At 63.7% G+C, this 14,566-nt stretch carries 13 protein-coding genes; 9 read left to right on the forward strand and 4 right to left on the reverse strand.

Going from position 1 to position 14,566, the window contains the following annotated elements:
- The first annotated feature begins 20 nt into the window (after positions 1-20).
- Both AC25Y4_RS06915 and AC25Y4_RS06920 read left to right on the forward strand, forming a co-directional pair.
- A complete protein-coding gene (locus AC25Y4_RS06915; protein ID WP_488119660.1) occupies positions 21-770 on the forward strand; it encodes a response regulator transcription factor in 750 nt (249 codons plus the stop codon).
- Entirely contained in the window at positions 767-2,341 is a 1,575-nt protein-coding gene (locus AC25Y4_RS06920; RefSeq protein ID WP_488119661.1) for a sensor histidine kinase, read from the forward strand. The genes AC25Y4_RS06915 and AC25Y4_RS06920 overlap by 4 nt, the downstream gene beginning before the upstream one ends.
- A 29-nt stretch (positions 2,342-2,370) precedes the next feature.
- Here AC25Y4_RS06920 and AC25Y4_RS06925 read toward each other — a convergent pair whose 3' ends face one another.
- From AC25Y4_RS06925 to AC25Y4_RS06940, 4 genes are all read right to left on the reverse strand, one after another.
- The gene (locus AC25Y4_RS06925; protein ID WP_488119662.1) at positions 2,371-4,086 is read right to left on the reverse strand and encodes an HNH endonuclease signature motif containing protein; all 1,716 of its coding nucleotides are present in this window, start codon (positions 4,084-4,086) and stop codon (positions 2,371-2,373) included.
- 254 nt (positions 4,087-4,340) lie between these two features.
- Positions 4,341-4,829, reverse strand: a complete 489-nt coding sequence (locus AC25Y4_RS06930) for a MarR family winged helix-turn-helix transcriptional regulator (protein ID WP_488119663.1) — start codon at positions 4,827-4,829, stop codon at positions 4,341-4,343.
- Between the two features lie 111 nt (positions 4,830-4,940).
- A complete protein-coding gene (locus AC25Y4_RS06935) occupies positions 4,941-5,441 on the reverse strand; it encodes a MarR family winged helix-turn-helix transcriptional regulator (protein ID WP_488119664.1) in 501 nt (166 codons plus the stop codon).
- On the reverse strand, positions 5,441-7,276 hold the full coding sequence (locus tag AC25Y4_RS06940) for an MDR family MFS transporter (protein ID WP_488120440.1): 1,836 nt from the start codon (positions 7,274-7,276) through the stop codon (positions 5,441-5,443). The genes AC25Y4_RS06935 and AC25Y4_RS06940 overlap by 1 nt, the downstream gene beginning before the upstream one ends.
- Before the next feature lie 218 nt (positions 7,277-7,494).
- Here AC25Y4_RS06940 and AC25Y4_RS06945 point away from each other — a divergent pair, with 218 nt between their 5' ends.
- The 7 genes from AC25Y4_RS06945 (at position 7,495) to AC25Y4_RS06975 (ending at position 14,533) form a co-directional block, all read left to right on the forward strand.
- Entirely contained in the window at positions 7,495-8,268 is a 774-nt protein-coding gene (locus AC25Y4_RS06945; protein WP_488119665.1) for an HAD-IIB family hydrolase, read from the forward strand.
- Between the two features lie 16 nt (positions 8,269-8,284).
- The gene (locus AC25Y4_RS06950; protein WP_488119666.1) at positions 8,285-9,340 is read left to right on the forward strand and encodes a lactonase family protein; all 1,056 of its coding nucleotides are present in this window, start codon (positions 8,285-8,287) and stop codon (positions 9,338-9,340) included.
- A 290-nt stretch (positions 9,341-9,630) separates the two neighbouring features.
- Positions 9,631-10,146, forward strand: coding sequence for a 50S ribosomal protein L10 (gene rplJ, locus AC25Y4_RS06955; protein WP_488119667.1), 516 nt, complete (start codon positions 9,631-9,633; stop codon positions 10,144-10,146).
- 51 nt (positions 10,147-10,197) lie between these two features.
- On the forward strand, positions 10,198-10,581 hold the full coding sequence (gene rplL, locus AC25Y4_RS06960; RefSeq protein ID WP_488119668.1) for a 50S ribosomal protein L7/L12: 384 nt from the start codon (positions 10,198-10,200) through the stop codon (positions 10,579-10,581).
- A 284-nt stretch (positions 10,582-10,865) separates the two neighbouring features.
- Complete coding sequence (locus tag AC25Y4_RS06965) at positions 10,866-12,182, forward strand: ABC transporter substrate-binding protein (protein ID WP_488119669.1); 1,317 nt, start codon at positions 10,866-10,868, stop codon at positions 12,180-12,182.
- A 30-nt stretch (positions 12,183-12,212) separates the two neighbouring features.
- Complete coding sequence (locus AC25Y4_RS06970) at positions 12,213-13,595, forward strand: ABC transporter permease (protein ID WP_488119670.1); 1,383 nt, start codon at positions 12,213-12,215, stop codon at positions 13,593-13,595.
- A complete protein-coding gene (locus tag AC25Y4_RS06975) occupies positions 13,592-14,533 on the forward strand; it encodes a carbohydrate ABC transporter permease (RefSeq protein ID WP_488119671.1) in 942 nt (313 codons plus the stop codon). The genes AC25Y4_RS06970 and AC25Y4_RS06975 overlap by 4 nt, the downstream gene beginning before the upstream one ends.
- Positions 14,534-14,566 lie beyond the last annotated feature (33 nt).

A 14,566-nucleotide genomic window follows, 5' to 3' on the forward strand; every position in this document is an offset into this window, starting at 1 on the left:
AACATCCAGATACTGGAGACATGACAAGTCGAGCAGCATCACGCCCAGGACACGCCCCCAAGCTGACCAAGGCTGACGGCAGTGCCGTGCGCGTGCTCGTCGTCGACGATGAAGCGACGCTGCGTGATCTGCTCTCCATGGCGCTGCGCTACGAGGGCTGGGAGATCCGGACGGCGGCCGATGGCCAGCACGCGGTGAAGGCAGCCCGCGAGTTTCGACCGGATGCGATCGTTCTCGACATCATGCTTCCCGACATCGACGGCCTTGAGGTTCTGCAGCGCGTGCGGGAAGACGGCCAGGAGACGCCGGTGCTCTTCCTGACCGCCAAGGATTCGCTCGAAGACCGCATCGCGGGGCTGACCGCTGGCGGCGACGACTACGTCACGAAGCCGTTCAGCCTGGAGGAAGTCGTGGCACGTCTGCGCGGACTCATCCGCCGGTCGACGCTCGCGGTGGCCGACTCGTCAGACCCGATCATCACCGTCGGTGACCTCACCCTCGACGAGGACAGCTACGAGGTGAGCCGCGCCGGTGAACCCATTGAGCTCACGGCGACGGAGTTCGAGCTATTGCGATTCCTCATGCGCAATCCGCGACGGGTGCTGAGCAAGGCCCAGATTCTCGATCGAGTCTGGAGCTACGACTTCGGTGGCAAATCATCCGTTGTCGAGATTTACATCTCTTATCTGCGTAAGAAGATCGATGCGGGTCGGGAGCCGATGATTCACACCGTGCGGGGCGCGGGTTACATGCTGAAAGCAGTGGTGTGATCGACAAGGACGAGCGGAATGAGCCGGCATCGGGCGAGGCGCGTGAGTCGGATACGCCTGTGACCGACGACACCCCTGCCGCGACTGAAGCGACGCCCACAACCACGCGTCGGCGGCGCGCCCCGTGGACCCTGCGTCGTCGCCTCGTCGTCGCCGTCGTGGCTCTGCTCGCATTGGTCAGCCTGTCGATCGGAGCGGTGAGCGTGACAATCCTGCGAGCGTCGCTGCTGGATGGGCTCGATTCCCAGCTTGATTCGGCCGTTGAACGGTCTCGCGCCGTGCTCGATGGGCCAGTTCCTGGCAGCCAGAATGAGATATTTACCGCGCCATCTGCCGACGACATCCTCAACGGGCGGTCTCAACAGCTCGGAACTCTCGCGCTCGTCTTCGACGGGGCGACGATCACGGCTGCGTACACCGACGAGACGGGGGCGATTACCGATCTCACCGCGGCGCAGATCAACCTACTCATCGACCACGCCAGACAGGCGCATCCCGTCAGCGTCAACTTCGGGGGAGACCTCGGCGACTACCGGATCGAAGTCGGCGTGACGCCGTTTGGTACCGCGTACATCATCGGATTGCCGCTGGCGAGCGTCAACGGCACTGTCGCCGAGCTGGCAACCATCATCACCCTCGTATCACTGGTAGGCCTGCTGGTCGTTGCGGTGCTCGCTGCCTGGATCGTTCGTCTTGCGCTGCGTCCGCTCGCACGGGTGACTGAAACGGCAACCAGGGTTGCCGAACTGCCGCTGGACCGCGGCGAGGTCGAACTTGTCGAGCGTGTCTCTGCCGAGGATGCCGACCCACGCACCGAGGTCGGCAGCGTGGGTGCTGCGCTCAATCGGATGCTCGATCATGTGGACATCGCGCTCGAAACTCGGCACGCGAGCGAGCGCAAGGTTCGCCAATTCGTAGCGGATGCCAGTCACGAGTTGCGCACGCCGCTCGCCTCGATCCGTGGGTACTCAGAGCTGACCCGCCGCTCAGGGCAGGACCTGCCACCGGATGCCGTGCACGCCCTCGACCGCATTGAGTCGGAGTCGGTGCGCATGACGGGGCTGGTCGAAGACCTGCTGCTGCTCGCACGCCTCGATGAGGGCCGTGAACTTGAGCGCGAACCGGTTGACCTCACCCTTCTGCTCATCGATGCCGTCAGCGACGCTCATGCAGCTGGCGCCGATCACACCTGGGATCTTGACCTGCCAGAGGAACCGATTCAGGCCGTCGGCGATTCGGCGCGTTTGCATCAGGTGTTCACGAATCTGCTGGCGAATGCTCGGGTGCACACCCCGGCAGGGACCACGGTCACCGTCGCACTGCATGCCGAGGACAGCCAGGCGGTCATCACGGTGACGGATGACGGGCCCGGCATTCCGGAGGACCTCCAGTCGCGCCTGTTCGAACGTTTCGCCAGGGGTGACACGTCGCGGTATCGCGGTGTGGGAACCGGCAGCAGCGGCCTGGGTCTGGCCATCGTGCAGGCCGTCGTTGCAGCGCACCGCGGACGTGTCACCGTGACCAGCGAGCCGGGGAACACGCAGTTCCGGGTGGAGTTACCGCTCGAGTAGCAACGCCGGCGTGAGTGAGCGCGGGTCGGCTACGCGGCGTTGCGAGTGCGTGTGCGAGTGCGAGTGCTGGGAGTTGTTGCGCGGTGTTGTCCGCCGGGGTGCCATCGTCTATCCGGGTCGAGCCAGGCTGGGGCCTTGATCTCTGGGGACCCGTTAACCATGCGGATCTGCCAGCCCGAGGTGTCGATGCTGTGATGGTGGTACCAGCAGAGCAGTACTCCGTTGTCGATGTCTGTTTTGCCGCCGAGGTACCAGGGGATGACGTGGTGGGCTTCGGTCCAGGCCGGTGGGACGGTGCATCCCGGGATCGCGCAACCTCCGTCACGGGCGGCCATGGCCCTGCGTTGTGCCCGGGTGAAGAAACGTTCCGTGGTGCCGAGGTGGAGGACGTCGTTGCGGGCTCCGAGGACGATGGTTTGGGAGCCTCCCGCGCAGATCAGCTGTTTCACGGTGCGCATTGAGATCGGGGCGTCGATGCCGTCAATCCAGCCGACACCGACGCTGCGGCCATCACCGTTGCGGGCGTTGTCCGCACCGCTGCCGCTGCCGCTATCGTCGCGGATATCTGCTGCGAGGTCGGCTGCGTTCACGTGCACCATTACCGTCGGGGCCGCACCGCCCATCGTCGGGGTGCGCGGGTCGCGGGCGGTGTGGTCGAAGACGGCGCGGAGGATATCGGCGCGTTTCTCGGCCCCTGACCGGTCGTCAAACCCAAGTTCAGCACCGGGGATGACCTCGCCGGCAGCGATCCGGGCCTGCCGTTCCGCGTCGACGGCAGCTTCCGCGGCTTGTTCGGCGGCGGACGGGAACGTCGGGCCGGAGGCGTGGACTGCGGTCGCGCCGGGTACAGGTTCGGCCGCGCCCGTTCCAGGGCCAGTGCCCGTGCCCGCGCCAGAGATTCCGTGCCTCGCGTCGTAGGCGGGTCCGGCGTTGCCGGGGGTCTCGGTATGGGCGGAGAGATAGGTGTTGAAGATGCCGTCCATCACACCGCGAAGATCCGGGGTGACGCCGCCGCGGAGTGGGTAGAGGCCGTTCTTGAGCCGGCCGAAGCCGAAGCTGCTGCGGGCCTCGTGGTTGTCATCCGACGGGGCTGCGCCGTCGGGGTCGAGGCGGGCAATCCATACCTGGACCTGTCCCTTGATGCAGTCCGTGTCGAACGCAAACCCTGCATTCGGTAGGTCAGCGGTCTCAGCGGTGACTGCGCCGGTTGCGGCGGCGACCAGGGCTGCTTCGGCGCCGTGCAGGTCAGCCGGGTCGACGCGGGCGCGGATGCTGTTCAGCCCGGTCACGATGGCCTCGGCAGCCTCCAGTCCGAGGTCCCCGGCGGCGAGTGCGTCGGCGACAGCCGGGAACAGCGGCGGCAGCACCATGGTCAGGTCGTGGCGGGGCATCAGTTGGGCGCTGAGCTTGAGCCGTCGGCTCACGTCTTGCCGGGATGCGCGGGTGACCAGGGTGAGGAGCCCGGTGCCGTCGCTGCAGCCGAGCTTCCGGGCGAGCGAGTCCTTGCCGAGCCATTTCTCCGAGCGGTGTTCGATGTCGGCGGCGGAGCTGACGCGGGCCCCGTCGGCGAGGCGGCCGACGGCTTCGATCTCGCAGCTGGCCGCGATCGCGTCCTCGTCGGTGAGCTGGGAGTGCGAGAGTCTGGCCAGGGCTGTGGCGAACGCTTCACGAGCCTCGGCGATTGCCACGAGGGGAGGCAGCTCGGCGGGTTCGGTCGGAGGCGGATCCTCGGTGAGCAGAGTCATGTCGTCACCGCCGACAAGGCCGCTGCCCTGGCTGCCGAGATGGCCTCCGGGGGAAGAATTGTGATCGAATTTCGCATACCACAATCTTCCCAAGTACCGAAAGTTTATTCTCGGGAAGGAGGCAATCTGTGGACAGACCGCGACAACACACGCCTGTGGAGGAGCTGGTGCGACGAGGAAGGCGCAGCCAAAAGGCAGAGTACGCAGCCAGAAGCCAGAAGCCAGAAGCCAGAAGCCAGAAGCCAGAAGCGCAGCTAGTCGGCGTTCAGCCGACCGATGTACTCCGCAAACTGGTGCAGGTCATCCGCCGACCACTGCCTCAGGCGTTGTGAGGTCTTTGCCTTGTCGCTCGCTCGTGCCGCTGCGATGCGTCCGGCGGTCTCAGGGGTGAGGGTGAAAATGCGGGCTCGTCCGTCATGCGGATCGGGTTGAATGTCGATGAACCCGAGTTCTTCCAGCGCCTTTGCCTGACGGCTGACGACGCTTTTGTCGACGAAGAGAGCATCAGCGAGGGCTCCGGCGTGCATGGGGCCGCACTTAGACAGCATGCGCAGCATCTTCAGCCCGAACGGCTGGAGCATCGGGTCAATCGCGAGGGCTGCATCTCGCACGTTCAGCCTGACGCGGCCGACCAGGGTTGCCATCTGCTCTTCGAGATCGGCGATAGCCCGCTGAATCTCATCCTCGTCGTTCACCGAGCGACCTCTTACTCTCTCCGTCGCATCGGATGCTGCATCGCTCATAGTCACAGACTACTGAAATGAAGATTGGTAACGACTGAAATCCGGCGGTGCCGCCTGTATGTCGCCGCACGTACGACACCACAGCTGGCGACACCACATGCGGGCGACACCTCACACCAACGCGGCGTCTTGCGAGGGCAAGGCCGAAACTGAGGGCAAGGCCGACGGCGACTCGTTCAACCGAGCGATGTACCCGCAAAAGGCGAGCAGATCCGTTGCCGACCAACTGGCCATACGCTCGTGCAGTGCAATCGGGTTGGAAATCAAAGCCTCTGAGAGCCGTTCGGTTCCATGGGGAGTGATCTCGAGAAACCGAGCACGACCATCTGACGGATCGACATGGTTCGTGATGAGTCCCAGCTCTTCCAGCTGCTTTGCCTGCCTGCTGATGACGCTCCGGTCAACGCAGAGCGACTCAGCGGCAGCGCTCGCATGCTTCGGGCCGCATCGCATGATGAGCCGAAGCAGCTTCAGGCCGAAGGGCTGCAGCGCGGGATCGACAGCCAGGGCCGCATTGCGCACGCTCAACCGGATCTGTCCGGCGAGAATGCTCATCTGCTCTTCGACCATGAGGACTGCCTCAGCCGTGCTGAGCTCTTCGACCGTTGCCATTAGCGGTGAGTGTCGTCTGCTGGCTGGTCAGCGGATGTCGATGCCGAGGCATCCGCTGACAACTCAGTCGCTGCCAACTCGTCCGCGTCGATCACGTTGATCGACCCGGTCGGGTGTGCCAGCCCAACGGGAGTCAGGCCAACGGCGGCCGTGCTCACGTCAATGAGGATGTCCTCCATGTCCTGAATCTCTCGCTCGCGGTCAAGCGTCGCAACCGAACCGGTCGCCGTCGTGACTGCGCCTGCAGCGCCAACGGTGCCTACGGCGCCCGTCTTCGTCTTGATGCCGGCGGTCATCGTGCGGATTCCGCCCGTCTTGGCGGCCTTCAGCTGCACGGCGTTCTTGGTGCCGAGCTTTGCGTTCGGCAGGAAGATCACCGCGATGAGCGTGACGATCGCCAGCGGAACGCTCCAGAGGAACACTGTTCCGACGCCGGAGCCATATGCACCCTCAACGACGGCGGCAATGGCGTGAGGCAGCTGCGAGATCTGGGGGATCGTTCCGCTGCCGAGCGTCTGTGCCGCAGTGAGCTGGTCGGCTGGGCTGAGCGTCGCAATGCCGTCCTTGATGTGCTGGGCCACAGCGGTGCCGAGTACGGAGCCGAGCACTGAGACGCCGATGGTGCCACCGAGGCTGCGGAAGAACGTCACAGCGCTGGTTGCAACACCGAGGTTCTTGACCTCAATGGAGTTCTGCACAACGAGAACCAGGTTCTGCATGAGCATGCCGAGGCCTGCGCCAAGGATTGCCATGTAGATACCGACGAGCACGAGGCTGGTTTCGGCGTCGAGTGTGCTGAGCAGTGCAGTACCGGCGATGATGAGAACGCCACCGGAGACCATGATGGCCTTCCAGTTACCGCGTCGGCTGATCAGGTTTCCGAAGAAGGTCGACGCGATGAGCAATCCACCCATCATCGGGATGGTGAGCAGGCCAGACTGCGTCGGCGTTGCGCCACGGGCCAGCTGCATGTACTGCGCCAGGAAGACCGAGGTGCCGAACATGGACACGCCCACCGAGATGCTGGCGATGACCGAGAGCGTGAACGTGCGGTTCTTGAACATGGTGAGCGGAATGATCGGCTCAGGCGTCTTGAACTCGACGATAACGGCGGCGATCAGGAGGATCGCAGAACCGGCAACCATCAGGAACGACGGAACGGATGCCCACTCGAACTGGCTCCCAGCCAGCGTGACCCAGATGAGCAGCAGCGAGATTCCGGCAGCGATCAGCACAGCACCGAGGTAGTCGATGTGAACCTTGCGCTTGGGGTGCTTCGGCAGGTGCAGGGTGAGCTGCAGCATGATGATCGCGAGAACGGCCACCGGAAGTGCGATGAAGAAGTTCCAGCGCCATCCGATTGCATCGGTGACGAGACCACCGAGCAGCGGGCCACCAACGGTACCGATGGCCATGACGGCACCGAACAAGCCGGCGTACTTTCCGCGGTCACGCGGGCTGATGATGTCGGCCATGATGATCTGGCTGAGTGCGGCGAGGCCACCACCGCCGAGTCCCTGCATCACGCGGAACACGATGAGTGTGTCTGTGCTCTGCGAGAAGCCGGCAAGCGCCGAGCCGAGAACAAAGATGACGAGCGCGAGCTGGATGAGCAGCTTGCGGTTGAAGAGGTCGGCGAACTTTCCCCACAGCGGCGTTGAGACCGTCGTGGCGAGCAGGGTCGCTGTAACGACCCAGGTGTACGCGGACTGGTTTCCGTTCAGATCGGAAATGATCAGCGGCAATGAGGTGGATACGACCGTACCGGCGAGGATCGACACGAACATGCCCAGGAGAAGCCCGGAGAGGGATTCCAGAACCTGGCGGTTGCTCATGGTTCCATCGGCGGAAACGGTGGACTTCGGGGGCTTCTTGCCCTTGCGTTGTGGTGCTTCTGTAGTGCGCGTGGCGCGTGACATCTGACTCCTGCTAGTAATTGATAGATATCAACTATAAACCGATAGTGGATAGGTGTCAACTACTTTTCTGGTGCTTCTCGGCATTGACCCGTATGGTGGGTGGCTGTTGTGTACTAGTAAGAGGAAGAACCCACGTGACTACGATTCCCCGCCTTGTTGCTTTCGACCTGGACGATACCCTCGCTCCGTCGAAGTCCGCTCTGGACCCGCGTATGGCCGCACTGCTGGTGCGCCTGCTCGATGTAGCTGAGGTGTGCGTGATTTCGGGCGGCCAGATCGCCCAGTTCCAGATGCAGCTCATTGACAACTTGACGGATGTCGATGGCGCAGCCCTCGGTCGCCTGCACCTGATGCCCACCTGTGGCACCCAGTACTACCGCCACTCCCAGGGTGACTGGGCCCAGATCTACGCCCAGAACCTCACTGATGACGAGAAATCCCGCGCCCTGGCCGCCGTTGAGGCGTCTGCGCGCGAGCTGGGCTACTGGGAGAGCGAGACCTGGGGTCCGATCCTCGAAGACCGCGGTTCACAGATCACGTTCTCCGCACTCGGCCAGGCTGCTCCCGTCGCCTCGAAGGTGGCATGGGACCCGACTGGCTCCAAGAAGAACGCCCTTCGCGAAGCGGTGCAGGCACAACTGGCCGACCTCGAGGTGCGATCTGGCGGCTCAACGTCCGTTGATATCACCCGTCGCGGCATCGACAAGGCTTACGGCATGCGCCGCCTCGCAGAGCTGAGCGGCGTTCCACTGGGCGACATGCTGTTCGTGGGCGACCGCCTCGACCCCGACGGCAATGACTACCCGGTGAAGGCGCTCGGCGTCGAATGCATCGCCGTCACCGGCTGGGAAGACACGGCATCCGTCGTTGAGCGGCTGATTCCTCAGCTGGCCGCCGCCGCAGCCTAAGACAATCGGGGGAGTGATGAACGCGAGTCGCGAACGTGTCTGGGTCGGTTCGTACACGGGCACGGCCGGTGCGGGTGATGGCATCGGCTCACTGAGCATCGATGACGCAGGGCGCACCCGGTGGGCCGGCGTTGCCGTGCAGGCGGACTCGCCCTCGTTCCTCGCCAGGCACCCAACGCTTCCCCTCTTATATGGCGTCGGTGAGGTCACCGCGACGGTGCAGGCCTATCGAGTGGTCGAGCCAGACGCTGCGACGCCGCGGCTCGAACCGGTCGGCGACGCATGGCCGGCTGGCGAAGCAGCCTGCCACGTTGCCGTCGATCCGGCCGGGGCATACCTTGTCGTCACGTGCTGGGGGAGCGGTGACGTTCTCTACTACGAGCTCACCGCCGACGGCGCACTCGCCAGTCGCAGTGTCGCGCCGGCCGCAACCGACCCGTACCCAGTGCAGCCAGGCGCAGAGCCACGCGTTTCACGGGCGCATGCAACCCTGATCCTGCCGGATGGCTCGCTCATCACCACCGACCTCGGGTTCGACCTGGTTCGAACATGGACCGTCACGCCGGGCACCGGCCTCGTTGCCGTCGCCGATATTCCGCTGGGGTACGGCAGCGGCCCCCGTCACCTGGTGCTGCACCAGAGCGGACACGTGTACGTCGTGACCGAATACTCCGTTGAGGTCGTCGTGCTCGCACCGGATGCCGCTGCCGGGTTCAGTGTCATCGACCGCGTCCCAGCGAGCGTGCGTGGCGCCCAGGACGGAGACACCGCAGCCGAGATCTCACTGGACGACGCCGGCCGCCACGTCTACGTCACGGTACGCGGCTCTGACATCGTCTCCACCCTGACCGTGTACGCCGACGGCGCCCAGCTGCAGTCCTTGACCGACACGCCGTGTGGCGGACACATCCCTCGCCATCACCTGCTCGTTGGCAACCTGCTCCTGGTGGCGAACCAGGCGTCGAGTACCGTCGTGACGTTCGCGCTCGATGCCGAGACCGGCGTCCCCGCGACGATTGTTGACACGGTGGCCGTCGGCTCGCCGACCTACCTGCTGCCCTTCGCGCGCTAACCGGCCCGCCGCCCACGTGGAACCGCCCCACCGGGGTCGATTTGCACAAACGGCGTGGCATCCGGTAGCGTATGACAAAGCCAAAGACCGCCGGTTATTGCCGTGCTCAGAAATGAGTGAAGCAATCGAAGGTTCATGTACATGAACGGCCCGCGCAGGATTCGAAGTATTGAGAGCAGTTCTTGTAGAACTGCTCACCGCTCCGGCCTTGCGCTGGAGCTTTTTTTATGTCTGCGCCAAGGGCTACCGGCACTGAATGCAAATTCAAGATCAAGATCAAGAGGAGCGCCATGGCGAACAAGGAAGCATCGGTCGCCGAGCTTACGGAGAAATTCCAGAGCTCGACCGCCGTTCTGCTCACCGAGTACCGCGGTCTCACTGTTGCCCAGCTCAAGCAGCTGCGCACATCCATCAGTGAGGACGCCACGTACGCCGTGGTAAAGAACACGCTCACCAAGATCGCGGCGAACAACGCGGGCATCACGTCATTTGACGATGAGCTTGCTGGTCCGTCCGCTATCGCTTTCGTGCACGGTGACCCAGTCAACGTCGCGAAGGCTCTGCGTGCCTTTGCCAAGGCAAACCCTCTCCTGGTGATTAAGGGCGGTTACTTCGACGGTAGCCCGCTCACCGCCGCAGAGGTAGGCAAGCTCGCCGACCTCGAGTCCCGTGAAGTTCTGCTCGGCAAGCTTGCCGGCGCCTTCAAGGCCTCGCTGTTCGGAGCCGCATATCTGTTCAACGCACCGCTGTCGAAGGCCGTTCGCACGGTCGACGCGCTGCGTGAGAAGCAGGAGTCCGCGAACTAGGCATCAGCCTCGTCTCGCGGTGAGTAATTTACGAAAACTAAGGAGAAAATCATGGCAAAGCTTTCAACGGAAGAGCTGCTTGAGCAGTTCAAGGGTCTGACCCTCATCGAGCTCAGCGAGTTCGTCAAGGCATTCGAGGAGACCTTCGAGGTCACCGCCGCTGCTCCGGTTGCTGCTGCAGCCGCTGCTGGCCCCGCTGCCGCAGCTGAAGAGGTCGAAGAGCAGACCGCTTTCGACGTCATCCTCGAAGCAGCTGGCGACAAGAAGATCCAGGTCATCAAGACCGTGCGTGAGCTCACCAGCCTCGGCCTGGGCGAAGCAAAGGCAGTCGTCGACGGCGCTCCCAAGGCTGTCCTCGAAGGCGCAAGCAAGGAAGCTGCCGAGAAGGCAAAGGCTGCTCTCGAAGAAGCCGGCGCAACCGTTACCCTCAAGTAATCTCGCCCCGCAAGGGGTGCTTCTTGAGGCGTGATCGGCGCTTGTCGTTGATTCGATAAGCGCAGGCATGCACCAGAAAAGGGCGTCGTCTCCATTACGGGGACGGCGCCCTTTTGGCGTTTAACCGCGCGCCAAACCGACCGGATGTCTGGCTCATCACTCCCCGTTGTCGAACGCGAAAAACGCGCCTAATTTGGGAAACGGAAACCGGCTCACCCCGGTGAACCGGCCTCCAGACCGTGCGCGTTCTCACCCTGAACGCGTGCTTTGAACGAGGAGGAATAATGCGATCCACACGGACTCGCCGCCTCAGCGTCCCGCTGGTCGTCGCGGCGTCAGCCGCCCTCGTACTCGCCGGATGCACGAGCGGTACGAGCACGAACTCCACGAGCGCTACGGCGGTCGACTTGAACGGCGTCACACTGAATGTGGCCGCAGACTGGTCGGGAGCCGAACAGACGAGCTTCGAGAAGGTGCTCGCCCAATTCACCGAGGAGACCGGTGCCACCGTCAACTACACGAGCTACGGCACCGATGTCGCCACCACGCTGAACACCAAGATTCAGGGCGGTGACCCGCCCGATGTCGCCGTCATCCCGCAGCCAGGTCAACTGGACGCGCTGGCGAAGGCCGGCAGCCTGATCCCGCTGGACAGTGCAACGTCAGACACCGTCAAGGCGAACTACAGCCAGGACTGGGTTGACCTCGGCTCGTCAGACGGCAAGCTCTACGGCGTCTGGTTCAAGGGCACGAACAAATCGACTGTCTGGTACAACACCGATGTCTACGACACGGCGGGTGCAACGGCACCGGCCACCTGGGACGACTTCACCAAGCAGCTCACGCTGGTCTCAGATTCTGGTGTCTACGGCCTCTCTGTGGGAGCGGATGCCGGCTGGCCCCTCACCGACTGGTTCGAGAACGTGTACCTGCGCTCCGCCGGCGCTGACATGTACGACAAGCTCGCCACCCACGAGATCCCGTGGACAGATCCATCCGTCACCGAGGCACTCACCATGCTCGGGACGCTGTGGGGAAACACCACGATCATGCAGCCAGGGGCTGCGCAACGCACCTTCGGTGACTCCGTGATTGCCGTGTTCGGTGACCCGCCGGCCGCCGGAACCGTGTACGAGGGCGACTTCGTGATCGGGAACATCCAGAGTGACACCAAGGCAGAGGTTGGCAAGACGGCGCAGTTCTATGACTTCCCGTCTATCAACGGTTCAGAGCCCTCGGTTGTCGGTGGCGGTAACGCCGCTGTGCAGCTGAAGGACAACAAGGGCGCCGCCGCGCTGATGAGCTACCTGGCGACGCCGGAGGCTGCCACCATCTGGGTGAAGGAAGGCGGATTCACCTCTCCAAACAAGGAGGTGGACGTCAACGCGTACCCGGATGATATCAGCCAGAAGATCGCAGAGGCGCTGGTTGATGCGAAGATCTTCCGCTTCGACATGTCCGACCTCGCGCCGAGTGCTTTCGGTGGAACCAAGGGCGCAGGCGAATGGCAGATCCTGATCAACTTCCTGGAGAACCCAACGGATGTCGCAGGAACTCAACAGCAACTGGAGGACGCCGCGCAGGCGGCCTGGGCGCAGTAGTCACAGGCGGACCGAGGGAGGTGACGCGTGATGAGCGCGACAGCGGCAGTGCCAGCGGCAGTGCCAGCGGCGGTGCCACAGGATGGCCCTCCGCACAGTGGGGAACATTCGAAGGGTTCCCGCGCCGCGAGGCGTCGCCGCTTTCTCATCGCTGCAGCCTTCCTCGGGCCTGCTCTGTTCCTGTTGATCGTGCTCGTCGCGTACCCGGTGGTTTATTCGGTGTGGCGATCCTTCTTTGACGCTGCAGGGGGCGCCTTCGTCGGGCTCGACAACTACGTCACGATGTTCACCGATCCGGCGACATTTACCGCCATCAGGAACAACGTGATCTGGGTGGCCGTCGTGCCTGTCACCGTCACGATCCTCGGGCTGATCTTCGCGGTTCTCATGGACCGCATCAAGTGGGGCCTGGCCTTCAAGCTGATCGTCTTCATGCCGATGGCGATCTCCATGGTCGCGGCCGGCGTGATTTTCCGCACCGCGTTCCAGGAGAACCCGCAACTGGGTGTGGTCAACGCCTCCCTCGTCGCCATTCACGACGCCTTCGGCGGCAATTCCGCCTTCCCCAATGCTCGGCCGAGGGAGGAGGCAGGGCTGGTCGTCTCAGATGGCGGGCTGTCCGGCGGCGCAGTGGTTGAGCCAGGCGGCACGCAGGACTTTCCCATTATCGGCATCCCGCCAGACTCCGTGCCGTCGGGTGCGGCCATCGCTGTCGCGGCCGCGACGGTACCGGATGCCATCACCGGTACGGTCTGGCTCGACTTCGTGCCGGGCGGCGGTGGCACACCGGCCACCGTTGGCGACGGCAAGAAGGGGCTGCCGGGTGTCGAAGTGGTGGCTCTCGGCCCGTCGGGCGGGGTGATCGCAACCGCCCACACCGCTATCGACGGCACGTACTCGCTCGCGGGCTTGAGCTCAGGCAGCTACACGGTGTCGTTGCCGGCGTCCAACTTCGTCGCTCCATACAGCGGAGTGTCGTGGCTGGGGCCCGGCCTTGTGACGGCGGTGGTGATCCTCAGCTATGTCTGGATCTGGGCCGGCTTTGCCATGGTGATGATCGCATCCGGTCTCTCAGCGATGGACAGGTCGCTGCAGGAGGCCGCCCGCATGGACGGCGCGAACGAATGGCAGGTGTTCAGGCGCATCACGGCGCCACTGCTGTCCCCTGTGCTCATCGTGGTGTTCGTGACCCTCATCATCAACGTGCTGAAGATTTTCGACCTGGTCTACGTGATACCTCCGCCATCATCGCTGCCCGATGCCACGGTGATCGCCGTGCAGATGTGGACGGTCTCGTTCGGCGGCGGCAATAACCAGGGCCTCGGCAGCGCGCTCTCCGTGCTGTTGCTGGTGCTCGTGCTGCCGTTCATGATCATCAACGTGCGTCGATTCCGGATGGACAAAGAGCGATGACACACGCGACGGATGTGCCAGACCTGCCAGGATCTGCGCCGCTGGCCAGCGCAACCAGCGCCGCGAACCTGTCGATCGTCAAGCCGAAGCGCACGGTGGCCGGGCGCATCGTGAGCTTCCTCGGTCGCGGCGTCGTCAACGTCGTGCTTGCACTCATCGCCATCTTCTGGCTGGTGCCGACTGTCGGCCTGTTCGTGGCGTCCCTCCGCAACAGCACGGACAACAGCCAAAGCGGATGGTGGACGATCTTCACCGCACCGGCCCAGCTCACCCTGGAGAATTACGGCAACCTGCTCGGCAACAGCCAGTTCATGAGCTCGTTCGTCAACACGATCATCATCACGGTGCCGGCGACGCTTCTGGTCATCATCATTGGCGCACTGGCCGGCTACGCGTTCGCGTGGATCGACTTCCCCGGCCGCGACTGGCTCCTGATCATTGTCATCGTGATGCTGGCGGTGCCCGTGCAGGTTGCGCTCATCCCGATCGCACGGCTGTTCGGCAGCCTCGGCCTGTTCGGTTCCGTCGTTGGCGTTGTGATCTTCCACGTGTCGTTCGGGCTGCCGTTCGCGATCTTCCTGCTGCGCAACTTCTTCACCCAGATACCCAGCGAACTCATGGAGGCGGCCAAGCTCGACGGTGCGAGCGAGTGGCGCATCTTCACCAGGCTCATCGTTCCCCTCGGGATGCCGGCCATCGCCTCCCTCGGCATCTTCCAGTTCCTCTGGGTCTGGAACGACCTGCTGGTGGCGCTGATCTTCACGAATGCCTCTTCACAGCCGGTGACGGTGGCGATTCAAAGCCAGCTTCGCCAGTTCGGCGCGAATATCGACGTGTTGTCCTCTGGCGCGTTCCTGTCGATGATCATCCCGCTGATCGTGTTCTTCGCCTTCCAGCGCTACTTCGTGACGGCACTTCTGGCCGGTTCGCAGCGTTGATCCGATCGCGCTGCTCCGATCGCGCTGCTCCGA

This window comes from Leifsonia sp. Y878 (assembly GCF_057669685.1).